Source organism: Sphingomonas profundi, from assembly GCF_009739515.1.
Classification (GTDB): Bacteria; Pseudomonadota; Alphaproteobacteria; order Sphingomonadales; family Sphingomonadaceae; genus Alterirhizorhabdus; species Alterirhizorhabdus profundi.
This window is the reverse complement of record NZ_CP046535.1, coordinates 1,413,117-1,433,067: the sequence shown is the minus strand read 5'-3', so window position 1 is coordinate 1,433,067 and position 19,951 is coordinate 1,413,117. Positions and strand designations below refer to the sequence as shown.

At 69.0% G+C, this 19,951-nt stretch carries 25 protein-coding genes; 17 read left to right on the top strand and 8 right to left on the bottom strand.

Annotated features, from left to right (window positions below; translation table 11 throughout):
- The first annotated feature begins 37 nt into the window (after window positions 1–37).
- On the top strand, window positions 38–181 hold the full coding sequence (locus GNT64_RS06610; RefSeq protein WP_156678784.1) for a hypothetical protein: 144 nt from the start codon (window positions 38–40) through the stop codon (window positions 179–181).
- Window positions 182–191: 10 nt separating this feature from the next.
- Here the strand turns inward: GNT64_RS06610 and GNT64_RS06605 are convergent, their stop codons facing one another.
- On the bottom strand, window positions 192–1,463 hold the full coding sequence (locus GNT64_RS06605; protein WP_156678783.1) for an MFS transporter: 1,272 nt from the start codon (window positions 1,461–1,463) through the stop codon (window positions 192–194).
- A 135-nt stretch (window positions 1,464–1,598) separates the two neighbouring features.
- On the opposite strand from GNT64_RS06605, the gene pgsA reads away from it, so the two are divergent.
- From pgsA to GNT64_RS06580, 5 genes are read left to right on the top strand one after another with little or no spacing between them, the layout of a single operon-like run.
- Window positions 1,599–2,168 (top strand): CDP-diacylglycerol--glycerol-3-phosphate 3-phosphatidyltransferase, encoded by a 570-nt coding sequence (gene pgsA / locus GNT64_RS06600; protein WP_156678782.1) that lies wholly within the window; start codon window positions 1,599–1,601, stop codon window positions 2,166–2,168.
- A 5-nt stretch (window positions 2,169–2,173) separates the two neighbouring features.
- A complete protein-coding gene (gene moaD / locus GNT64_RS06595; protein WP_156678781.1) occupies window positions 2,174–2,443 on the top strand; it encodes a molybdopterin converting factor subunit 1 in 270 nt (89 codons plus the stop codon).
- Window positions 2,440–2,877, top strand: coding sequence for a molybdenum cofactor biosynthesis protein MoaE (locus GNT64_RS06590; protein WP_156678780.1), 438 nt, complete (start codon window positions 2,440–2,442; stop codon window positions 2,875–2,877). The genes moaD and GNT64_RS06590 overlap by 4 nt, the downstream gene beginning before the upstream one ends.
- Window positions 2,874–3,428 (top strand): sigma-70 family RNA polymerase sigma factor, encoded by a 555-nt coding sequence (locus GNT64_RS06585; protein WP_231639337.1) that lies wholly within the window; start codon window positions 2,874–2,876, stop codon window positions 3,426–3,428. Before GNT64_RS06590 ends, GNT64_RS06585 begins: the two co-directional genes overlap by 4 nt.
- Complete coding sequence (locus GNT64_RS06580) at window positions 3,421–4,143, top strand: anti-sigma factor (protein WP_156678779.1); 723 nt, start codon at window positions 3,421–3,423, stop codon at window positions 4,141–4,143. The genes GNT64_RS06585 and GNT64_RS06580 overlap by 8 nt, the downstream gene beginning before the upstream one ends.
- 506 nt (window positions 4,144–4,649) lie before the next feature.
- Here the strand turns inward: GNT64_RS06580 and GNT64_RS06575 are convergent.
- Both GNT64_RS06575 and GNT64_RS06570 read right to left on the bottom strand, forming a co-directional pair.
- A complete protein-coding gene (locus GNT64_RS06575) occupies window positions 4,650–5,210 on the bottom strand; it encodes a fasciclin domain-containing protein (protein WP_156681476.1) in 561 nt (186 codons plus the stop codon).
- A gap of 105 nt (window positions 5,211–5,315) precedes the next feature.
- Window positions 5,316–6,242 (bottom strand): hydrogen peroxide-inducible genes activator, encoded by a 927-nt coding sequence (locus GNT64_RS06570; RefSeq protein WP_156678778.1) that lies wholly within the window; start codon window positions 6,240–6,242, stop codon window positions 5,316–5,318.
- A 111-nt stretch (window positions 6,243–6,353) separates the two neighbouring features.
- On the opposite strand from GNT64_RS06570, the gene GNT64_RS06565 reads away from it, so the two are divergent.
- From GNT64_RS06565 to GNT64_RS06550, 4 genes are all read left to right on the top strand, one after another.
- On the top strand, window positions 6,354–6,899 hold the full coding sequence (locus GNT64_RS06565; protein WP_156678777.1) for a peroxiredoxin: 546 nt from the start codon (window positions 6,354–6,356) through the stop codon (window positions 6,897–6,899).
- Between the two features lie 81 nt (window positions 6,900–6,980).
- Window positions 6,981–7,502: an alkylhydroperoxidase, AhpD family gene (gene ahpD, locus GNT64_RS06560; protein WP_156678776.1), complete on the top strand. Its 522-nt coding sequence runs from the start codon at window positions 6,981–6,983 to the stop codon at window positions 7,500–7,502.
- Window positions 7,503–7,580: 78 nt separating this feature from the next.
- The gene (epsC, locus tag GNT64_RS06555) at window positions 7,581–8,285 is read left to right on the top strand and encodes a serine O-acetyltransferase EpsC (RefSeq protein WP_156678775.1); all 705 of its coding nucleotides are present in this window, start codon (window positions 7,581–7,583) and stop codon (window positions 8,283–8,285) included.
- Window positions 8,282–8,629 carry a DUF2794 domain-containing protein gene (locus tag GNT64_RS06550; protein ID WP_156678774.1) on the top strand — a complete coding sequence of 116 codons (348 nt, stop codon included), beginning with the start codon at window positions 8,282–8,284 and terminating at the stop codon, window positions 8,627–8,629. Before epsC ends, GNT64_RS06550 begins: the two co-directional genes overlap by 4 nt.
- A gap of 48 nt (window positions 8,630–8,677) precedes the next feature.
- Here GNT64_RS06550 and GNT64_RS06545 read toward each other — a convergent pair whose 3' ends face one another.
- Entirely contained in the window at window positions 8,678–9,577 is a 900-nt protein-coding gene (locus tag GNT64_RS06545) for an SDR family NAD(P)-dependent oxidoreductase (protein WP_156678773.1), read from the bottom strand.
- A 113-nt stretch (window positions 9,578–9,690) separates the two neighbouring features.
- Window positions 9,691–10,329, bottom strand: a complete 639-nt coding sequence (locus GNT64_RS06540; protein WP_156678772.1) for a glutathione S-transferase family protein — start codon at window positions 10,327–10,329, stop codon at window positions 9,691–9,693.
- 140 nt (window positions 10,330–10,469) lie between these two features.
- Between GNT64_RS06540 and GNT64_RS06535 the strand changes: the two genes are divergently transcribed.
- Entirely contained in the window at window positions 10,470–12,113 is a 1,644-nt protein-coding gene (locus tag GNT64_RS06535; RefSeq protein WP_156678771.1) for a GMC family oxidoreductase, read from the top strand.
- Window positions 12,110–12,796 carry an EthD domain-containing protein gene (locus GNT64_RS06530; protein WP_156678770.1) on the top strand — a complete coding sequence of 229 codons (687 nt, stop codon included), beginning with the start codon at window positions 12,110–12,112 and terminating at the stop codon, window positions 12,794–12,796. Before GNT64_RS06535 ends, GNT64_RS06530 begins: the two co-directional genes overlap by 4 nt.
- 41 nt (window positions 12,797–12,837) lie before the next feature.
- On the opposite strand, the gene GNT64_RS06525 is transcribed toward GNT64_RS06530, so the two are convergent.
- The 3 genes from GNT64_RS06525 to GNT64_RS06515 all read right to left on the bottom strand — a co-directional run bounded on the left by GNT64_RS06525 (window position 12,838) and on the right by GNT64_RS06515 (window position 14,623).
- On the bottom strand, window positions 12,838–13,497 hold the full coding sequence (locus tag GNT64_RS06525; RefSeq protein ID WP_197277301.1) for an OmpA family protein: 660 nt from the start codon (window positions 13,495–13,497) through the stop codon (window positions 12,838–12,840).
- A gap of 98 nt (window positions 13,498–13,595) precedes the next feature.
- Window positions 13,596–14,324, bottom strand: coding sequence for a PP2C family protein-serine/threonine phosphatase (locus GNT64_RS06520; RefSeq protein ID WP_156678768.1), 729 nt, complete (start codon window positions 14,322–14,324; stop codon window positions 13,596–13,598).
- Between the two features lie 5 nt (window positions 14,325–14,329).
- The gene (locus GNT64_RS06515) at window positions 14,330–14,623 is read right to left on the bottom strand and encodes a PAAR domain-containing protein (protein WP_156678767.1); all 294 of its coding nucleotides are present in this window, start codon (window positions 14,621–14,623) and stop codon (window positions 14,330–14,332) included.
- Window positions 14,624–14,726: 103 nt separating this feature from the next.
- Between GNT64_RS06515 and GNT64_RS06510 the strand changes: the two genes are divergently transcribed.
- The 5 genes from GNT64_RS06510 to tssE all read left to right on the top strand — a co-directional run bounded on the left by GNT64_RS06510 (window position 14,727) and on the right by tssE (window position 19,935).
- Window positions 14,727–15,911: a type VI secretion system protein TssA gene (locus tag GNT64_RS06510; protein ID WP_197277300.1), complete on the top strand. Its 1,185-nt coding sequence runs from the start codon at window positions 14,727–14,729 to the stop codon at window positions 15,909–15,911.
- Window positions 15,912–15,975: 64 nt separating this feature from the next.
- Window positions 15,976–16,488 carry a type VI secretion system contractile sheath small subunit gene (tssB, locus tag GNT64_RS06505; RefSeq protein ID WP_156678765.1) on the top strand — a complete coding sequence of 171 codons (513 nt, stop codon included), beginning with the start codon at window positions 15,976–15,978 and terminating at the stop codon, window positions 16,486–16,488.
- Window positions 16,489–16,494: 6 nt separating this feature from the next.
- Window positions 16,495–17,988, top strand: a complete 1,494-nt coding sequence (gene tssC, locus GNT64_RS06500; protein ID WP_156678764.1) for a type VI secretion system contractile sheath large subunit — start codon at window positions 16,495–16,497, stop codon at window positions 17,986–17,988.
- Window positions 17,989–18,010: 22 nt separating this feature from the next.
- Window positions 18,011–19,468 (top strand): type VI secretion system contractile sheath large subunit, encoded by a 1,458-nt coding sequence (gene tssC, locus GNT64_RS06495; protein ID WP_156678763.1) that lies wholly within the window; start codon window positions 18,011–18,013, stop codon window positions 19,466–19,468.
- On the top strand, window positions 19,468–19,935 hold the full coding sequence (gene tssE / locus GNT64_RS06490) for a type VI secretion system baseplate subunit TssE (RefSeq protein WP_156678762.1): 468 nt from the start codon (window positions 19,468–19,470) through the stop codon (window positions 19,933–19,935). Before tssC (GNT64_RS06495) ends, tssE begins: the two co-directional genes overlap by 1 nt.
- Window positions 19,936–19,951: the final 16 nt, after the last annotated feature.

The following is a 19,951-nucleotide window of genomic DNA, read 5'->3' as shown; positions in this document are numbered from 1 at the left end:
CGACGGGGACGTTCAGGATACCGCAGGGGCCCACGCCATGCGCCGGCTCCGCGCCATGGTGCAGGGCGACGGAGGCGATGAGCCCGGCGTATCTGCGCCCGGCGGCTGGCGCGACGATCTCCGCCTGTTCGCGCTCACCTGGGCGGCGGGCTTCCTGTTCTTCCTGATCCTGCTCGCCTGACGGCTCCGCCTCAATCGCAGGCGCGGTGCAGCTTGCTGGCGAGCCAGGCGGCCACCAGGCACATCGCCGGCGCCAGCAGCAGGATCTCCAGCACCGTCGCGCCGATCCAGGTGATCGCCATCACGATCAGCGCGCCCGCCACCATCGCCCCGGAATTGACGATGTTGTTGGCCGCCACCGTGCGCGCCGTCTGATCCTTCGGCACGGTGGTGGTGAGAAAGGCGTAGAGCGGCACCACGAACATGCCGCCGGTGATCGCCACGCCCATCAGTGCGATCGAGACGAGCAGCGCCTTCGGATGCTCGACGAACTCGACCAGGCCGTACAGGCGGCCGCCGGGCAGCCCTTCCCATCCCTTGGCGACGAAGTACATGAACAGCACGAAGCCGCCCATCGCGATCACCGATGCCGGCGCGAAGCGGGCGGAGACCTTGCCGCCGAGCAGCCGGTTGATCGCGACGGAGCCGATCGCCACGCCGACCGAGAAGATCGCGAGGAACAGGCTCGCCACCCGCTCGTCGGCGGTGAACACGTTCTTCACCAGCGGCGGGAACTCGATGATGAGCACGGCGCCGATCGTCCAGAAGAAGCTGATCGAGCAGATCGCCAGGAACAGCCGCGGGATGTGCATCGTGCCGGAGACGAGCGCGATCGAGGAGCGGATGATGTGGAAGTCGAGCGGCGGCAGATCCGTGCCGATCGGCGGCGCGGGCGGCACCTGCCGCGCCGTCAGCCAGCCGAGCAGCGCCACGCCCAGCACGATCATCGCCGCCGCCTTGCTGTCGATGAAGCCGGCCAGGATCGTGCCGGCCAGGATCGCCATGTAGGTGCCGGCTTCCACCAGGCCGGTGCCGCCGAGCACCTCGTCCGGCTCAAGATGCTGGGGCAGGATCGCGTATTTGATCGGGCCGAAGAAGGTGGAGTGCACGCCCATCGCCAGCACCGCCGCCAGCATCACCGGGATCGCCTGAAGGAGCAGGCCGGTGGCGCCCACCACCATGATGGCGATCTCGAACGTCTTCACCAGCCGCACGATGCGCGCCTTGTCGCGCGTGTCGGCGAGCTGGCCGGAGAGGGCGGAGAGCAGGAAGAAGGGCAGGGTGAACAGGCCGGTGGCGAGCGCGTTGAAGCCGGCCTCCACCTCCGGGTTCGAGTAGATCTCGAACGTGGCGATCAGCACCATCGACGTCTTGAACAGATTGTCGTTGAACGCGCCGAGGAACTGGGTGGCGAACAGCGGCAGGAATCTGCGCCGGGCCAGAAGCCGGATGGAAGGGGTCATGCGGACGCGCGGTCGCTCTGTCGTTGTTCGGGCGGGCCATAGCCGATTAGCGCGGGCACGTCCAAGCGCTGCCTGCCGGATAATCCGCGCGGCCCCTCCCCAAGCGGCGCGGCGCGCGCTAAGGCGGTGGCGATCATGCTGACCTTGCCCAATATCCTCACCTTGTCGCGCATCTTCGCCGTGCCGATCCTGGTGTTCCTGCTGTGGCACCCGGGCTGGTACGATTATGCGCTGGCCTTCGTGCTGTACGTGCTGATCGGCGTGACCGATTATTTCGACGGCTACCTCGCCCGCGCGCAGGGCACCGTCTCCAAGCTCGGCATCTTCCTCGATCCGATCGCCGACAAGATCATGGTCGCCTCCGTGATCGTGATGCTGGTAGCGTTCGACAGCATCACCACGCAGCGCCCGCTGATCGAGGGCTGGCACGTGGTGGCGGCACTGGTGATCCTGCTTCGCGAGATCGCCGTTTCCGGCCTGCGCGAGTTCCTGGCGCAGCTGCGCGTCTCCGTGCCGGTCAGCCAGCTGGCCAAGTGGAAGACGACATTCCAGCTGATCTCGCTCGGCGCGATCATCCTCGGCGGCGCGCTCACCCAGTTCCCGTTCGTGCGGATGGTCGGCCTCGTCAGCCTGTGGGCGGCGGCGGGGCTGACCTTGCTGACCGGGTGGGATTATCTGCGCGTCGGCCTGAAGCACATGGACTGACGGCGATGGCGCTGGAGATGCTCTATTTCGCCTGGGTGCGCGAGGCGATCGGCCGGGACGGCGAGCGGGTGGAGCCGCCGGCGGAAGTGACGACGGTGACGGCCCTGCTCGACTGGCTGGCGGCCGGCAGCGACGGCCACGCCCGCGCCTTTGCCGACCGATCCCGCCTGCGCGCCGCCATCGACCAGGAGTTCGCCGCGCTGGACACGAGCCTGGCCGGCGCACGCGAGGTGGCGATCTTCCCGCCGGTGACGGGCGGATCGGGCGCCGCATGATCGAGGTGCGCGTGCAGGCCGGCCGGTTCATACCCGGCGAGGAGCTCGACCGGCTGGAGGCGCTGGGCGGCGGCGGCGTGGCGAGCTTCACCGGCATCGTGCGCGGCGAGGGGGATCTCGCCAGCCTGACGCTCGATCATTATCCGGGCATGACGGAGCGGATGCTGGGTGCCATCGCCGATCAGGCGGCGGCGCGGTGGCCGCTGCTGGGCCTGATCGTGGTGCATCGCTTTGGCGAGATGGCGCCGGGCGAGCGTATCGTGTTCGTCGGCACCGCCGCCCGCCACCGCGGCGCCGCGCTGGAGGCGTGCGCCTTCCTGATCGACTGGCTGAAGACGCGGGCGCCCTTCTGGAAGCGCGAACGCTTCGCCGACGGCACAACCGGCTGGGTGGCGCCGCGCGCGGCGGACGACGAGGCCGCGTCGCGCTGGTGAGCGGGCCTGACGCCGACGACCGCCCGCTGGAGGAGCTGCTCGCCGCGATCGCCGAGGGAGATCGCCGTGCCTTCGCCACGCTCTACACGCGCACGGCGGCGAAACTCTACGGCACGATCCTGCGTATCTTGCCGGAGGGAGGGCAGGCGGACGATGCGCTGCAGGATGTGTATGCGAGGATCTGGCACATCGCCGGCGGCTACGATGCCGCGCGCGGCCGGCCGATCACCTGGCTCGCCACGATCGCGCGCAACCGGGCGCTCGACGTGCTGCGGCGCGAGCGATCGGGCGCGCACGGCCGCGTCGTCGACGTGGACGCCGAGCTGCTGGCGGCGATCCCCGACGAACATACCGATCCCGCCGAGAGCGCGGCGCTGGCGCAGTGCCTGGCCACGCTCGATCCGGTGCACCGCGAGTGCATCCTGCTCGCCTACCTGCACGGCGCCAGCCGCGAGGAACTGGGCGCGCGCTTCGGCAAGCCGAGCGGCACGATCAAGTCGTGGATCAGCCGCGGCCTCGCCTCGTTGCGGGGGTGCCTGAGCGGTGTCTGAGGAGCTGGAGGCGGCGGCCGGCGAATATGTGCTCGGCACTCTGGACGCGGCAGAGCGCGCGGCGTTCGACCGGCGGCTGTCGGGGGACGCCGCCGCGCGGCGGGCCGTGGCGGCGTGGCGCGGCCGGCTGGAGCCGCTGCTGACGACCGCGCCGGAGATCGCGCCGCCACCGCATCTGTGGGCGGCGATCGAGCGTCGCGTGGCGCCCGCGGCCGCCAACGACAATCGCGTGTCCCCTCTTTGGCGCGGTCTGGCGATCGCCGCCTCGCTGCTGGCGGTGGTGACGGGCACGCTCGCGCTGCGGCCGCCGCTCCCTGCCTCGCCGATCCCAGCGCCGGTCGTGCTCGCGTCGACGCCGGCGGCCGGCCCGGCCTATGTCGCGGCGGTGACGGCCAAGGGCGCGGAGCCGGCGCTGCTGGTGACGATCGACGCCGCCACCGGCAAGGCGATCGTCCGCGCGATCGGCCTGACACCGCCGGCGCGCAAGAGCCTGGAGCTGTGGTATATCGGCGAGGGCCGCGATCCGCAGTCGCTGGGCACGATCGCCGGCGACGCGCGCATGGAGATGCCGCTGGGGCCGATGATGGCGCGCGGCGACCGGCTGAACGCCAGCACCTTCGCCATCACCGCCGAGCCGGAGGGCGGCGCGCCGGCGGGCAGGCCGACCGGCGCGGTGATGTATTCGGGCAAGCCGATGGCGCTGACGGGGGCGTGAGCTTGCCGCGCCCAGCAACTTCCTTTCGTCCTAGAGCAAGCCGGCAAGATACGGACGATAAGTGACTCTCACCCGGCGCCAAATTCTAAAGCGCATCGAAGGTGAGTTGGCCGAGGTTTCAGACGTCGATGTGAGGAGCATCATTGTCGCTAGGCTTGTCGAGCCATCGCTCATGCGATGTAGATGGGATTACAGCCTGGTAGCCGAGACCCTTCGCTGCTGGAAGATAGCGGAAGAGCCGCTAAGGGGCGTCGCCATAGTGTATTGCGACGAAGGCTTTGGCCCGCAAAGCCCATGGGGATTGGTGTGGCTGCATGATCGTGTTCCCGCGATGGGGCAGGATTGCAGCTGGTTTTCGACATTGCTCGAGGCGATGACAGATATCTTGGAAATTTCCGCCCGCGGCCCAGGCTAGTTGCGAAGACCATAAATGCGGCGTTCACGACGCAAAAGCGGGCGGCCCGCCTGCCGGCGAGCCGCCCGTTCTTCACCTCAGGCGCGTCCGCTTACGGCATCAGCACCGTATCGACGACGTGGATCACGCCGTTGGACTGCATCACGTCGGCCTGCGTCACCATGCTCATGCCGCCCTTGGCGTCCGTCAGCATGATGCCCTTGCCGTGCATCGTCGCGGTGAGGGTGCCGCCCTGCGCGGTGGTGAGGGTGGCCTTGCCCTTGCCCTTCTTGATCGCCGCCGCCAGATCCTTGGCGGTCATCTTGCCCGGCACCACATGGTAGGTGAGGATCGAGGTGAGCGTGCCCTTGTTCTCCGGCATCACCAGCGTGTCGACCGTGCCGGCCGGCAGCTTGGCGAAGGCGGCGTTGGTAGGCGCGAACACGGTGAACGGACCGGGGCCGGAGAGCGTGTCGACGAGGCCGGCGGCCTTCACGGCGGCGACGAGCGTGGTGTGATCGGCCGAGTTCACGGCATTCTCGACGATGTTCTTCGTTGGGTACATGGCGGCGCCGCCGACCATCGGGTAGGTGACTTTGGCCTCGACCGAAGCGACGCCACCGACCGCGAGAAGGATGGCAGCGCCCATCGCGCCGCGCTTGAACATGCTCATCATCGAGTACTCTCCTGTTCGATTCCGCCTGAAGAAGACGGACAGGTGAGATACGCCCCCCGATCCATGACGGTTGCAAGAGACTTTAACGTTATTTTGGCGAAATCATGCGGGCACCGCAACCGCCGGCGGCGTCGACTGCGCCTGCCGCAGCGCATCGGCGAGGAGCGCGAATTCGCGGTCGCGCGGCGATCCCTTGCGCCACGCCAGCGCGATGCGGCGCGACGGGTGCTCGGCGGCCAGCGGCCGGGCGACGACGTCGGTATTGTCGAGGATGCCGGCATCGATCGCCATCTGCGGCAGCAGCGTGACGCCGAGGCCGTTATCGACCATCTGCACGAGCGTGTGCAGCGACGTGCCGAGCATCGACGCCTCCGCCCGCAGTTCCGGCCGGTTGCAGGCGGCGAGCGCGTGATCCTTCAGGCAGTGCCCGTCCTCCAGCAGCAGCAGCTGCGATTCGTCGATGGCATCGGAGGCGATCGCGGCCGGCGGCACCGTCTCGCTCTTCGGGAAGGCCACCCAGAGGCGGTCGTCGAACAGGGTCGCCACCTCCACGTCGCCGCACTGGTAGGGCAGCGCCAGCAGCACGCAATCGATGTGCCCGCGGTGCAGGGCATCGCAGGCGAGGCCGGTCGTCTCCTCGCGCAGATAGAGCTTCAGCTCGGGCCAGTCGGCGCGCAGGCGGCGCAGCATGCGCGGCAGCAGGAACGGCGCGATCGTGGGGATCACCGACATGCGCAGCTCGCCCGAGAGCGGCTTGCCGGCGCTGCGCGCCATGTCGGTCAGCTCCTCCGCCTCGCGCAGCACGCGTTGCGCCTTGTCGGCGATGCGCAGGCCGAGCGGCGTGAAGCGGACGACGCGGCGGGTGCGCTCCACCAGCACGATGCCGATCAGCGACTCGAGCTCCCGCAGGCCCGCCGACAGGGTGGACTGGGTGACGAAGCACGCATCCGCCGCACGCCCGAAATGGCCGTGCTGGCGCAGGGCGACCAGATATTGCAATTGTTTCAGGGTAGGCAGGAAGCTCGTCATTCATCGTTCCACTCGATCAACGAACTCCGAATAATCTATTTGATCGTTGAACGCCACTCTGCCAATAGCCCCTCTATTCCATTTACACGCCCCCAAGGATGGAGATTCCCCATGGCGCTTACCGTTGGTGACAAGTTTCCCTCGTTCGTGCTGCCGGTGCAGCAGGGCACGGCCGCGCTGCCGGGTGGCGAGACGATCGATACCGGCGAGACGAACGGCAAGTGGAAGATCGTGTTCTTCTGGCCGAAGGATTTCACCTTCATCTGCCCGACCGAGATCATCGGCTATGGCGAGCTGAAGAATGATTTCGCCGATCGCGACGCCGTGCTGATCGGCGCCTCGACCGACACCGACTTCGTCCACTTCGCGTGGCGCAAGTCCGACGAGCGGCTGGCGGCCTGCGACTTCCCGTGGATCGCCGACAACCAGAAGAAGCTGGCGAGCGCGCTGGGCATCGTCGACGCGGAGGCTGGCGTCGCCTATCGCGCGACCTACATCGTCGATCCGCACAACGTGATCCAGCACGTAACGGTGAACGGCCTGAACCAGGGCCGCAACCCGGCCGAGGCGATCCGCGTGCTCGACGCGCTGCAGACCGACGAGCTGTGCCCGTGCAACTGGCAGGCCGGCGAAGAGGTGCTGAAGCCCGCCGCCTGATCCTTCCGACGATCACGATGCTGATCGGGCGCGGGGGGAACCATCCCTCCCGCGCCCGATTCATTTGAACGGAGACAGACAATGTCGCTCAAGGCCTTCGCCGATACGCTGCCCGATTACGCCAAGGACATCCGCCTGAACGTGGGCTCCCTGCTGTCCGACCAGACGCTGGGCGACCAGCGCAAATACGGCCTGCTGCTCAGCTGCGCGCACGGTTCCGGCTACAAGCCGCTGGTCGAGGCGGCGGAGGCCGAGGCCACCGGCAAGCTGAGCGCCGAGGCGGCCAATGCCGCGCGTGCGGCGGCGGCGGTGATGGCGATGAACAACGTCTACTATCGCTTCGTCCACCTTGCCTCCAATCCCGAATATGGCACGCTGCCGGCCCGCCTGCGGATGAACGTGATCGGCGCGCCCGGCATCGAGAAGGACGATTTCGAGCTGTTCAGCCTGGCCGTCAGCGCGATGAACGGCTGCGGCATGTGCATCGACAGCCACGAGAAGGTGCTGAAGGGGCATGGCGTGAAGACCGAGACGATCCAGGCCGCCGCCCGCATCGGCGCGGTGCTGAAGGCCGTCGCGACCGTGCATGCCACGATGATCTGATGCGCCGCCGCCGCTCTGGCGTTTCGCCGGGCGGCTTCCTACATGGGTCCGATCGCCGCATCGATCGGGAGGACGCTTATGTTCGGTGAACTCGTCGCGTATCTCGATTCGATCAAGCTGCGCGATCCGGCGCCGCGCACCCGGTGGGAGATCCTGCTCTACCCCGGCGTGCTGGCGCTCGGCCTGCACCGGGTGGCGCACTGGCTGTTCCGCGGCGAGATGTACTTCCTGGCGCGGCTGGTGAACCACATCTCCCGCTTCCTGACCGCTATCGACATCCATCCGGGGGCCAGGATCGGCCGGCACTTCTTCATCGATCACGGCTTCACCGTGATCGGCGAGACGGCGGTGATCGGCGACAATGTGACGATCTACCAGTGCGTGACCCTGGGCGGCACCAACCCCGCCAACGGCGTGGCCGGCAAGCGCCACCCGACGATCGAGGACGATGCGATCATCGGTTCCGGCGCGCAGGTGCTGGGGCCGATCACGGTGGGCCGCCGATCCCGCATCGGCGCCAACGCGGTGGTGACGAAGGACGTGCCCGAAGGCGCGTCGATGATCGGCATACCGGCGCGCGCGACCCTGGTGGACGCGACCGAGTATCAGAAGAGCTTCCTGCCCTACGGCACCTCCTGCGCGGAGCGGTGCGACCCGCAGGCGCAATCGCTGGAGGCGCTGCGCAACGAGATGGAGGTGCTGCGCGGCCGTCTGACCAGCCTGATCGACGAGCGGCAGGCGCAGCACGCCCGGCAGGCCGACGGGGAGCGTAGCCGCGCCTGACGGGGGTGGTGACGCCTTTTCCGATCGCCGCCGCCGGGCCGCGCCAGACCGGCTTCGATCGCGCCGAACTCTCGCGCATCCTCGATCTCTACGGCCGCATGGTCGCGGCCGGTCACTGGCGCGATTATGCGATCGATCTGGGGCGCGACGCGGCGGTGTTCAGCGCCTTTCGCCGGGCGGCGGAGCGGCCGGAATATCGCATCGAGAAGCGTCCGGCGCTGCGCGGCCGCCAGGGCATGTGGGCGCTGATCGGCGAGGGCGGGGCGGTGCTGCGGCGTGGGCACGAACTCGGCCCGGTACTGGCGCCGGTCGAACGCAAGCTGATGAAGCTGGTTGAGGAGTAAGGCGGCGGCCCGGGTGGTTACCCGTGCCGCCACCTGGTTTTTCCCGTGCTACTTGCCCTGCAGCTTGGACAAAATCGCCATCGACTGTTCGGAGCCAGAGGCGGGAACATGCTCGCCCGTGCGATCGGTGATCCGATCCCAGTTGGCGGCGATGCCTTCCGGCGTGCGATCCGTCTCGTCCAGTAGCGCGCCCTGCGTCATCGTGACGTAAGCGGCGTGGTAGAAGCCCGCGCCGGCGCCGATGATCGCGTTGGCCGGTGCCTCCTCCGACACCAGGTACAGGGCGGCGGGCACGACGTTCTCGGGCGCGAACGCCTTGAACGCCTCGGGCGGAAAGATGTCCTCCGTCATGCGCGTGCCGGCGACCGGGGCGATCGTGTTGCACTTCACGTTATACTTCGCGCCCTCCAGATAGAGCGTCTTGGTGAGACCTGCGAGGCCGAGCTTGGCGGCGCCGTAGTTCGCCTGCCCGAAATTGCCGTAGAGGCCGGTCGACGAGGCGGTCATCAGGATGCGGCCGTAATTCTGCTCGCGCATCAGATCCCACACCGCCTTGGTGGCGTTGGCCGATCCGTTGACGTGCACGTCCATGACGAGGCGGAAGTCCTCCATCGTCATCTTGGTGAAGCTCTTGTCGCGCAGGATGCCGGCATTGTTGATGAGGATGTGGACGCCGCCCCACGTCTCCTTGGCCTTCGCGACCATCTCCACCATCTGCGCCGCGTCCGTCACGCTGCCGCCGTTCGACATGGCCTCGCCGCCGGCGGCCTCGATCTCCTCGACCACCTTCAGCGCCGCGTCGGAGTGGCCGGTGCCATCGCGCGAGGCGCCGAGATCGTTGACGACGACCTTCGCGCCGCGCTGCGCCAGCGCCAGCGCATAGGCGCGGCCCAGGCCGCCGCCCGCCCCGGTGACGATCGCGACGCGACCGGCGAAATCGATAGCCATGCTCTTGTGTCTCCCAGCTTTACGCGCACGTCACCTATATTGCGTCGCAGCGGAAGGGAAGGGGTGCGTCGTATCCGCCACCGGGGCGGTCGTGCGAAAATGGGGCGGCCCGCTCAGGTGAGCATCGGCGGCAGTTCCGGATCGGCCTTCGTCATCGCGCGCTGGTAGGCGGGCCGAGCGCCGATGCGCTGGAGATAGGCGAGGATGTTCGGATAGGGCGAGAGATCGCGCGGCACGAACGCCCGCATCGTGGTGAGCGGGAACAGCATGATGATGTCCGCGGCGGTGAAGCGGTCGCCGGCGAAATAGTCGACCTCGCCCAGCCGCTGCTCGACCATGGCAAAAGCGCGGTCGCCACGCGCGCGCAGCGCCGCCACCACGCCTTCGGCCGTGCCGCCGATCATGCCGATCACGATGTCGATCATCGCCGCCGGCATCATCGATGCGTTGGCGAAGTGGAACCAGTAGAGATAGTCGGCGAAATCGGGATCGTCCGCCCGCGGGGCAAGCCGCCACTCCCCGTAGCGACCGACGATATACTCGATGATCGCACCGGATTCGCCGAGCACCAGATCGCCGTCGACGATGACGGGCGCCGTGCCGAACGGGTGCAGCGCCTTATACTCGGCCGGCGCCAGGCGCGTGACCGGATCGCGATCGTAGCGGACCAGATCGTAGGGGATCTCCAGCTCCTCGCAGAGCCAGACGATGCGATCCGATTGCGAGATGCCGAGATGGTGGACGGTGAGCATGGAAACCTCCGCTGGCGTGTGCGGAGCGAGAACGTGGCGGGGCCATCGCCGATCCCTCGCCGCGTGCCAGCCTTTCGATCAGGTGCGGCCGCCGGCCGCCGACGGCTAGACAGGCGCCGAGACCTGCAAGGAGAGTGCCCGTGCCCGACAGCTACGACTATATCATCGTGGGCGCCGGCTCCTCCGGTTGCGTGTTGGCGGAGCGCCTGTCGGCCGATCCTCGCAACCGCGTGCTGCTGCTGGAGGCCGGCGGGATCGACAGCCATCCGCTGATCCACATGCCCAAGGGGCTCGGCAAGCTGGTGCTGGATCCGAAGCACGCCTGGCACTTCCCGATCGACCAGCCGCGCATCCCCGGCGATCCGCCATCGGAGACGTGGGTGCGCGGGCGCGGGCTGGGCGGCTCCTCCTCGATCAACGGCATGATCTACGTGCGCGGCCAGCCGGAGGATTATGAGGAGTGGGTGACGCGCGGCGCCACCGGCTGGGACTGGCCGACGATGAAGCGCGCCTTCCGCGCGATCGAGGATCACGAGCTGGGCGACGACGGGGTGCGCGGGGAGGGCGGGCCGGTGCACGTCTCCTCCGGCCACTATCGCTATCCGCTGAGCGAGGCGCTGATCGCGGCGGGCGAGCAGATGGGGCTGGAGCGGCGGGAGGATCTGAACCGCGAGGATCAGGAGGGCGTCGGCTATTACAGCCACAACATCAAGCGCGGCCGCCGGCAGAGCGCGGCCGTGGCCTTCCTGAAGCCGGCGATGAAGCGGCCGAACCTGCGCGTGGTGACGGGCGTGCTGGTTGACCGGGTGACGTTCGACGGCCAGCGCCGGGCGACGGGTGTGGAGGGACGGTTCGAGGGCAAGCCGCGCAGCTACCACGCGCGGGCCGAGGTGATCCTGTCGGCGGGCGCGCTGATCTCGCCCAAGATCCTGCAGCTTTCCGGCATCGGATCGGCCGACCGCCTGCGCGGGCTGGGCATCGATCCGCTCGTCGACAGCCCGGAGGTGGGGGAGCGAATGCTCGACCATCTCGGCTTCTCGATGCCCTACCGGCTGAAGGGCGATCCGGGCATCAACCGCGAGTTCCACGGGCTTGGCCTGGCCAGGAACGTGCTGCGCTACTATCTGCGCCACGACGGGCCGCTGGCCACCGGCCCGTTCGAGGTAGGCGCCTTCGTGCGGACCGAGCCGGGCGTCGACCGGCCGGACGCGCAACTCTACATGGGCGCCTTCACCTTCGCGCGCGGCGACGACGACAATTTCCCGGTGCCGCTGGCGGACGTGGAGCGCGAGCCGGGCCTCACCATGTACGGCCAGCTGCTGCGGCTGACGAGCGAGGGCAGCGTGCGCATCCGATCGGCCGATCCGGACGCGCCGCTGGTGATCGAGCCGAACTGGATGACCACGCCGGAGGACCAGCATGCCGCCGTGGCGATGATCCGCTACATGCGCCGGTGGATGGACCAGCCGGCGATCGCGCAGCATGTGGAGCGCGAGCTGTTTCCCGGCCGCGCGGTGGAGGACGATGCCGCGCTGCTGAACGCGTTCCGTCGCTTCTCGATGTGCGGCACCCATGCCGTGGCGACCTGCCGGATGGGCACGGACAATGCCGCCGTCACCGATCCCGACCTGCGGGTGAACGGGGTGAGCGGGCTGCGCGTGGTCGACTGCTCGGTGATGCCGGCGACCGTCTCGGGCAACACCAACGCGCCGGCGATGGCGCTCGGCTGGCGCGCGGCCGAGCGGATCCTGGCGACGGCGAAGACGACGGCGGCGGCGGCGTGATCGTCCGCGCGAAGATCCAGCTGCTGCTGGCGGCGCGATCGAACGAGGCGATCGCGCCGTTGGTGTCGCTGCTGGCCGGGCGGACGCGCGGCGTGGAGGGTGCCGCCGTGCTGCGCGCGCTGCCGCGCGGGATTTTGGGGGAGAGCCCGCAGGGTGGCGCGGGCGGCGCACGCGCGCCGGTGGACGCCGTCGTCGAGATCAGCGGCGACGAGGGAACGACGTGGGATGGGCTGGCGGCACCGCTCGCGGGGCTGGGCGATGCGATCGACGCCCTGGTGGATAGCGATCGCTGCGGCGTGATCGCCGGCCTGGAGCATCATGTGATGCCCGGCGACGACCCGATCGCGCTGATCTGCCCGCTGACGCGCGTGGCCGCGCTGGATCGCGCCGGCTTCCAGGATTACTGGCTGAACCGCCACGCCGATTTCGGCAGGCGCGATCCGGCGGCGCGCTATCGCCAGCTGCACCAGGATACGGCGGCCGCCGCGCTGGTGGCGGCGGTAACAGGCCTGCCGCCATCATCCTATGACGGCACGGCCGAAGCCTATTTCGGTGATGTGGCGGAGCTTGCCGCCAAGCTCGCCTCACCCGAGATCGCGCAGGAGGCGTTCGCCGACGAGCAGCGCTTCATCGACCACGCCCGGTCCTTCTTCCTGCCGTTCGAGCGGGTCTCCGGCGAATAGGGGCGGGCCGCCGCTCCGTTTCCGTGTGAAGCTAGGCCCCGCTACTTTACGAGCACGGCGACCACGCGGCGCTGGGCCGGAGCGGTGGAGGGCAGGCCCGCCAGCGGCTCCGACGGGCCGTAGCCGGCGACGTCGAGGCGGCCGCTCTCCACCCCGGAGGCGGTCAGCAGGTCGGCGACGGCGCGGGCGCGGCGCTCCGACAGATCCTTGTTCTTGTCGGCATTGCCGATCGAATCTGTATGACCCTCGATCCGCACGCGGCGGCCGGCGAGGCGCGGATCCTGGAGCGCGCTGGCGAACATCTGCGCGCGGGACTTGGCGGAGGGTGCGAGTTCGGCCGAGCCAGACTTGAAGGTGACGCGCAGATCGTAGGCGCCCGCCTTGCCGGCGGCGGCGGGCTTCGGCTTGCTGCTGGCATAGCTCTGCTTGGTCGCCGTCGGGCGGTTCGCGACCGGGGCGGCGGCGGCGGCGGCCGCGGTGTCCGCCTTCGGCCGGGCGAGGCTGAAGCCGCGCGTGCTGGTGGTGCGCGGCGCGCCGCGCGGCGAGGGGCTGGCCTGCGGCGGTGCCGCCGTCTCGCTGCCGCACGTGTCGAGGAGCTGGCAGACCACCTCCTCCTTCTGCTCGGCCGCCGTCTGCGCCGGGGCGGCGGTGGCGGCGAGGAAGGTGGCGGCAAGCAAGGTGGCGGACAGGCCTGCAATCATCCGATACATAGTCAAGATCCCGGCAACAGAGTGATCGCGGCATACCGCAAGGATAGGCCCCGCATAGGGGCAAGTCAAAAGGCGGGCGGTGTCGCGCGTCACTCCGCCGCTTCGCACCGCACGAGGATGAGGCTGACATTGTCGGGCGCGCCTTCCGCCAGGCAGGCGTCGAGCAGCGCCTGGCAGGCGGCGTCGGCGGTGCCGGCGGCGGCGAGGGCGGCGATGCGCGCGTCGGCCACGCAGCGGGTGAGGCCGTCGCTGCACAACAGGAAGGCGTCGCCGGCCAGCACGCGATCCTCGACCACGTCGAGCGCGAGGTCCGTCGCCACGCCGACCGCGCGGGTGATGACGTTGGCGAGCGGATGCTTCTCTGCCTGCTCCGGCGTCAATATGCCGGCCTCGACGAGTTCGCCCACCTGGCTGTGATCGCGGGTGATCTGGCGCAGCGCCGCCCCGCGCAGGCGATAGACGCGGCTGTCCCCCGCCCACAGGCAGGCGAAGCGATCGCCGACGATGCGCAGCGCGACGATCGTGGCGCCCATGGTGGCGCCGGCGCCGGCGGCGGTGGCGACGATGCGATCGTTCGCGTCGGCCAGCGCATCGGCCAGCCGCTCGCAATCGGAGTCGATCGAGGCGCCGGCGGAGAGGCCGGTGGCGGCGAGGCCCGCCGTCACCTCCATCGCCGCCCACTGGCCGTTGGCGTGGCCGCCCATGCCGTCCGCCACGGCCCACAGGCCGCCGGCCGGGTGGCACAGGATGCTGTCCTCATTCACCTTGCGGACGAGACCGACATGGGTCCGCGCGCCGACCGCGTATCGCAGCGCCATGCGCCTCAGCCCCCGACGAGGACGGTGGGCATGCCGAGGATGATGTTGCCGCCATGCACCGTGAGATCGCCGATGCGCGCCTGCGGCATCTTCTGGGTCAGCACGGTCATGCTGCCCTTGGCGATCACGTCCGGCGGGCCGACGCAGACGCACATGTCGCTGACCCGGGCGGCCGGCAGCTTGCCGATCAGCACGGTCGGCGCGCACGGGCCGGAGATCGGCCCGCCGACATGCGGCACCACGCCCGTGACCATCGGGCAGACGTGCATGTCGGTGATCCGCGACGCCGGCATGCCCATGCGACTCTCCCCCATCGGCACGTCGGCCGGGCCAGACGCGGACCTTAGGCAAAAGCGGGCGGGCCGCCAAAAAGAATCGTTCCCCGGGGGAAGGCGCCCGCTTATGCATGAAGGCACAGCGGGATCGGGGATCGAATTGCTCGTCGGCGAAGACATCGCTTCGGGAATACTTGCGCCGATCGATGGCGGCGCCGGGGCGGACGGCCGCGCCGACGAGGGCGGCCCCGGCGACGACTTTCGCGAGCTGCGCAGCCAGCGCAAGCAGATCTTCCGCGCCGAGCAGCGCGCGGCGATGGGCGAGGACCCCGGCGACGGCGACAATTGGAGCTGGCCGATGATCGCGGACGCCGCGATCGCCCATCTCGTCACCATCGGCAAGGATCTGGAGCCGATGGCGATGGTGGTGGAGGCCAGCGCCCGGCTGGACGGGATCGACGGGCTGGACCGGGCGATCAACGTACTGGCCGACCTGATCGAGGCCTTCTGGGACGAGGGGCTGTACCCGCCCGAGGACGAGGACGAGGGGGTGGAGGCGCGCTTCCAGCCGCTCTCCGGCCTGAGCGGCGGCGGCAGCGACAAGGACGGCACGCTCATCATGCCGCTCAGGCGCATGGTGCTGGCCGGCGATCCCTCGACCGGGGAGCTGCGCTACCTCGACCGCTACGTCGCCAACACCCAGTTCGCCACCGCGCAGAACGCCAAGACCGATCAGCTGCGCGCCCCTCTGCTGCAGGAGGCGGAGGCCGCGCTGACCGAGATCGAGGGGGTTGCGCGCAAGCTCTCCGCGCGATCGCTGAAGGGGGCGATCGCCGCGCTCGCCTCGGCCGAGGCGGGGTGGCGGCGCGGCACCAACTTCATCGCGGAGCGCACCAAGCCGCGCTTCCCCGCCACCTCCAAGGTGACGGACGAGCTGCGCGGCATGCGCGAGTGGCTCGAGTCGCTGCTGAAGTTCGTGCCCGAGGACGCGCTGCCCGAGGCGCTTGAGCAAGGCGAGGCCGGCGTCGCCGAGGCCGCCCCCGGCCAGGCCAGGGCGGGCGGACCGATGGTGCTCGGCCGGATCGACAACCGCGCCGACGCGCTGCGCGCCGTGGCCGCCGCGGCCGAGTATTTCGAGCGTATCGAGCCGCTGTCGCCGATGGGCCCGTCCCTGCGCGATATCGACCGGCGGGCGCGGATGAGCTTCTCCAAACTGCTGGAGGAACTGATCCCGGACAGTGATACGCGCGAGACGTTCTACTGGAGATCGGGGATCAAGCCGCCCGCCGAAGAAACGGGCGAAGAGGAATAGGCGGCGGCATCTTTCCGTTCTAGCATGGCATCATGCGCATGAAGCGCGAAGTGGAGGGTGGGACATGGCAGACTCGGTGCATGACAAGCTGAAGCGCGTGCGTAAGCCCCGCGTTCACATCACCTACGACGTGGAGACCGAGGGCGCGCAGGAGGTGAAGGAGCTTCCGTTCGTCGTCGGCGTGATGGGCGACTTCTCCGGCGACTCGGCCATCGCCAAGCGCGCGCTGAAGGAGCGCAAGTTCGTCGACCTGAAGAAGGACAAGTTCGATCAGGTGATGGCGCGCATCGAGCCCGGCCTGAAGCTGAAGGTGGAGAACACCATCGAGAAGAACGGCAAGGAGTTCGAGGTGAACCTCAAGTTCCGCTCGATGGACGATTTCGAGCCGGAGCGCGTCGTCGAGCAGATCGAGCCGCTGCGCAAGCTGATGGAGACGCGCAACCAGCTGCGCGACCTGATGGCCAAGGCGGACGGCTCCGAGGAGCTGGAGGGCCTGCTGGAGAAGATCCTGAAGGACGACGCATCGCTGGCGAGCCTTTCTAGCCAGCTCGGCGACAAGTCCGGTTCCAAGGAGTAAGTGAAAATGGCCGAGACCGAGGCACAGGGCGGCGCCCAGACGACGGTTCTGGAAGGAGAGGCAAGCCTGCTCGACCAGGCGATCGGCGCGACCAAGCAGACCGAACCCAGCCGCGTGGAAGAGCTGATGCGCACCCTCGCCAACGAGGCGATGAGCGGCACCGTGCAGTTCCAGAAGAACATGACGGTGACGCTGCGCGAGGCGATCGCCAAGATCGACGCGCAGATCAGCGAGCAGCTGGCGGCGGTGATGCACGCCGAGAAGTTCAAGGCGCTGGAAGGCAGCTGGCGCGGCCTCAACTATCTCGTGAAGAACAGCGAGATCGGCGAGGGCCTGAAGGTGCAGGTGCTGAACATCACCAAGAAGGAACTGGCCAGCGACCTGGAGAAGGCGACCGACTTCGACCAGAGCAACATCTACAAGAAGATCTACGAGGAGCAGTTCGGCACCGCCGGCGGTGCGCCGTTCGGCGCCCTGATCGGCGACTATTACTTCTCGAAGAGCCCGACGGACGTGGAGCTGCTGAGCAACATCTCCAGCGTGGCGGCGGCCGGCTTCTGCCCGTTCATCTCGGCTGCGGGCGCGCAGGTGTTCGGCATGGACAGCTTCACCGAATTGTCCAACCCGATGGACATGAAGCAGCTGTTCGAGACGGCCGACTACATGAAGTGGAACGCGTTCCGCCAGACGGAGGATTCGCGCTTCGTCACCCTGGTGATGCCCAAGGTGCTGGCGCGCCTGCCCTACGGCAAGGACACCAAGCCGGTCGACGGGTTCGACTATGAGGAAGGCCCGCGCGACGAGTATGGCAACGCGAAGCCGATGGTGCACGACGATTATTGCTGGATGAACGCGGCCTACGCGCTGGGCGCCCGCCTGACCGACGCTCATGCGCAACATGGCTGGTGCACGGCCATCCGCGGCGCCGAGGGCGGCGGCAAGGTGACGAACCTGCCGACCCACGTCTTCCATTCCGACGACGGCGATCTCGACAGCAAGTGCCCGACCGAGATCGGCATCACCGACCGGCGCGAGAAGGAGCTCTCCGACCTCGGCTTCCTGCCGCTCTGCCACTATAAGAATACCGATTACTCGGTGTTCTTCGGCGCGCAATCCACGCAGAAGCCGAAGAAGTACGACCGGCCCGAGGCGACCGCCAATGCGGCGATCTCCGCGCGCCTGCCGTATCTGATGGCGACGAGCCGCTTCGCCCATTATCTGAAGGTGATGGCGCGCGACAAGATCGGCTCCTTCATGGAGGCGAGCGACACCGAGAAGTGGCTGAACCGCTGGATCAGCAACTATGTCAACGCGTCCGAGGGCGCGGGCCAAGAGGCACGCGCCAAATTCCCGCTGCGCGAGGCGAAGGTGGAGGTGAAGGAGGTGCCGGGGGCGCCGGGCTCCTACACCGCCGTTGCCCATCTGCGGCCGTGGCTGCAGTTCGAGGAACTGACGACCTCGATGCGGCTGGTCGCACGCATCCCGGCGAAGGAAGGCTGAGGGCGGGCAGGCCAGGCACGGCATGACCGATCTGGCCGATCCGGGGCTGGCGGCGGGCGCGCAGCCCCTTGGCGACGCGCCCGTCCCACCCGCCCAATCGCGGGAGGCGCCGCCCGCCGGCGACGAGCGGCTGCCCCGTGTCGGTGGCGACCCCGCCGCCGTGCGGGCGCGGGCGAACCGCCTGATCGTCGGCATCGATGCGCTGATCGGGCGCCAGCTGGACGCCGTGCTGCACCATCCGGGCTTCCAGCGGATGGAGGCGCTGTGGCGCGGCGCCTGGTGGCTGGTGGAGTCCACCGCCGACGCGATCGTGAAGGTCCGCATCCTCGACGTCCGCTGGCACGAGCTGGCGCGCGACATGGAGCGTGCCGTCGCCTTCGACCAGAACATCCTGTTCGAGAAGATCTACAGCGGCGAGTTCGGCACGCCCGGCGGCGAGCCGTTCGGCATGCTGGTGGTGGATCACGCGCTGTGGCACCGGCCGAGCGGGCGCGAGAAGGTGGACGACATTGCCGCCGTCTCCAGCCTGGCGGAGGTGGCGGCGGCGGCCTTCTGCCCGATCGTGCTCGGCGTCGATCCGCGCATGATCGCGCTAGACGGCTATGACGGCATCGATCTGCGACAGGACATTTCCGGCGCGCTGACCGGCCCGGAACATGCCCGGTTCGAGCGGCTGCGCGCCCAGCCGGACTGCCGCTTCGTCGCCGCCGTGCTGCCGCGCCTGCTGATGCGCCAGCCATATATCGGCCGCAGCTTCCCCCGCCTGGGCTTCGTCTATGACGAGCACGTGGCGGAGGCGCGCGACCTGCTTTGGGCGTCGGGCGCGTTCGGCCTCGCCCAGGTGGCGGCGCGGGCGATGCGGGTGCATCGCTGGCCGGCCAACATCCGCGGCGCGCTGAGCGAGGACGAGGGCGGCGTGGTCTCCGCGCCCACCCGCCTGTTCCTGCCGAGCGACCGGCGCGGCGTGGTCGCCCGCTTCGCGACCGAGAATGCGATATCGGAGGAGCAGGAGATGGCGCTGAACGCCTCCGGCCTGATCTGCCTGCGCCAGCTGCACCTGACCGGCGCCGTCGCCTTCCTCAACCTGCCGACGCTGCACCGCCCGCCCGACTATGACAACGAGGCGGCGCGGATGAACGCGAAGATGAGCGCGATGCTCAACTACATCATGTGCGTGTGCCGCTTCGCCCACTACATCAAGGTGATGGCGCGCGACTGGGTGGGCAAGTACACCGATGCCAATGAGTGCCAGCGCCTGCTGCAATCCTGGCTCAACACCTACGTGACCGGCAACGAGGATGCGAGCCCGGAGATGCGCGTGCGATATCCCCTCCGCCAGGCGGCGGTGCAGGTGGAGGAGGTGCCCGGCAAACCCGGCACCTATACCTGCGAGGTGGCGATCCGGCCGCACTACCAGCTGGACCAGATCGCCTCCGAATTCCGGCTGGTGACGGCGATCGGGCGCGAGGTGGCGGCCTGATGTCCGGCCCGCTGCTCTCCGCTCTCGACCGGCTGCTGGACGACGCGCCGGACGAGCGCTTCGAGGTGCCGGACGACGAGGATGCTGCGCTGCGCCGGCTGAAGCAGGGGCTGCGGCGCGATCTGGAGGGCTTGCTGAACGGGCGCCGCCCCTTCTCGCCGTGGCTGGGGCGGATGCCGGGCCTGGCGGACAGCGTGATCGGCTTCGGCCTGCCCGATCTCAGCACCGAGGATTTCGGCACGCCGGCGGTGCGCGAGCGGATCCGCCGGATGATCGCCACCTGCATCCGCACCTACGAGACGCGGCTGAGCCGCGTCGAGGTGGAGCTGGACGCCGGCGGGCCGACCTCCACCGGCATCCGTTTCCGCATCACCGCCGCCATGCTGGTGGATCAGGTGGAGGAGCCGGTGATCTACGATGCGCGCCTGCGACCGACCGATCGCGCCATCGTGAACCTGGCACGCTGATGCCCGCACCGGCGCC

What these genes read in the sequence shown, in the direction of transcription:
- GNT64_RS06610 (WP_156678784.1), top strand. Translation starts at nt 38, where the DNA reads ATGCGCCGGCTCCGCGCCATGGTGCAGGGCGACGGAGGCGATGAGCCC.
- GNT64_RS06605 (WP_156678783.1), bottom strand. Translation starts at nt 1,463, where the DNA reads ATGACCCCTTCCATCCGGCTTCTGGCCCGGCGCAGATTCCTGCCGCTG.
- pgsA (WP_156678782.1), top strand. Translation starts at nt 1,599, where the DNA reads ATGCTGACCTTGCCCAATATCCTCACCTTGTCGCGCATCTTCGCCGTG.
- moaD (WP_156678781.1), top strand. Translation starts at nt 2,174, where the DNA reads ATGGCGCTGGAGATGCTCTATTTCGCCTGGGTGCGCGAGGCGATCGGC.
- GNT64_RS06590 (WP_156678780.1), top strand. Translation starts at nt 2,440, where the DNA reads ATGATCGAGGTGCGCGTGCAGGCCGGCCGGTTCATACCCGGCGAGGAG.
- GNT64_RS06575 (WP_156681476.1), bottom strand. Translation starts at nt 5,210, where the DNA reads ATGAGCATGTTCAAGCGCGGCGCGATGGGCGCTGCCATCCTTCTCGCG.
- GNT64_RS06570 (WP_156678778.1), bottom strand. Translation starts at nt 6,242, where the DNA reads ATGACGAGCTTCCTGCCTACCCTGAAACAATTGCAATATCTGGTCGCC.
- GNT64_RS06565 (WP_156678777.1), top strand. Translation starts at nt 6,354, where the DNA reads ATGGCGCTTACCGTTGGTGACAAGTTTCCCTCGTTCGTGCTGCCGGTG.
- ahpD (WP_156678776.1), top strand. Translation starts at nt 6,981, where the DNA reads ATGTCGCTCAAGGCCTTCGCCGATACGCTGCCCGATTACGCCAAGGAC.
- epsC (WP_156678775.1), top strand. Translation starts at nt 7,581, where the DNA reads ATGTTCGGTGAACTCGTCGCGTATCTCGATTCGATCAAGCTGCGCGAT.
- GNT64_RS06545 (WP_156678773.1), bottom strand. Translation starts at nt 9,577, where the DNA reads ATGGCTATCGATTTCGCCGGTCGCGTCGCGATCGTCACCGGGGCGGGC.
- GNT64_RS06540 (WP_156678772.1), bottom strand. Translation starts at nt 10,329, where the DNA reads ATGCTCACCGTCCACCATCTCGGCATCTCGCAATCGGATCGCATCGTC.
- GNT64_RS06525 (WP_197277301.1), bottom strand. Translation starts at nt 13,497, where the DNA reads ATGATTGCAGGCCTGTCCGCCACCTTGCTTGCCGCCACCTTCCTCGCC.
- GNT64_RS06520 (WP_156678768.1), bottom strand. Translation starts at nt 14,324, where the DNA reads ATGGCGCTGCGATACGCGGTCGGCGCGCGGACCCATGTCGGTCTCGTC.
- GNT64_RS06515 (WP_156678767.1), bottom strand. Translation starts at nt 14,623, where the DNA reads ATGGGCATGCCGGCGTCGCGGATCACCGACATGCACGTCTGCCCGATG.
- GNT64_RS06510 (WP_197277300.1), top strand. Translation starts at nt 14,727, where the DNA reads ATGCATGAAGGCACAGCGGGATCGGGGATCGAATTGCTCGTCGGCGAA.
- tssB (WP_156678765.1), top strand. Translation starts at nt 15,976, where the DNA reads ATGGCAGACTCGGTGCATGACAAGCTGAAGCGCGTGCGTAAGCCCCGC.
- tssC (WP_156678764.1), top strand. Translation starts at nt 16,495, where the DNA reads ATGGCCGAGACCGAGGCACAGGGCGGCGCCCAGACGACGGTTCTGGAA.
- tssC (WP_156678763.1), top strand. Translation starts at nt 18,011, where the DNA reads ATGACCGATCTGGCCGATCCGGGGCTGGCGGCGGGCGCGCAGCCCCTT.
- tssE (WP_156678762.1), top strand. Translation starts at nt 19,468, where the DNA reads ATGTCCGGCCCGCTGCTCTCCGCTCTCGACCGGCTGCTGGACGACGCG.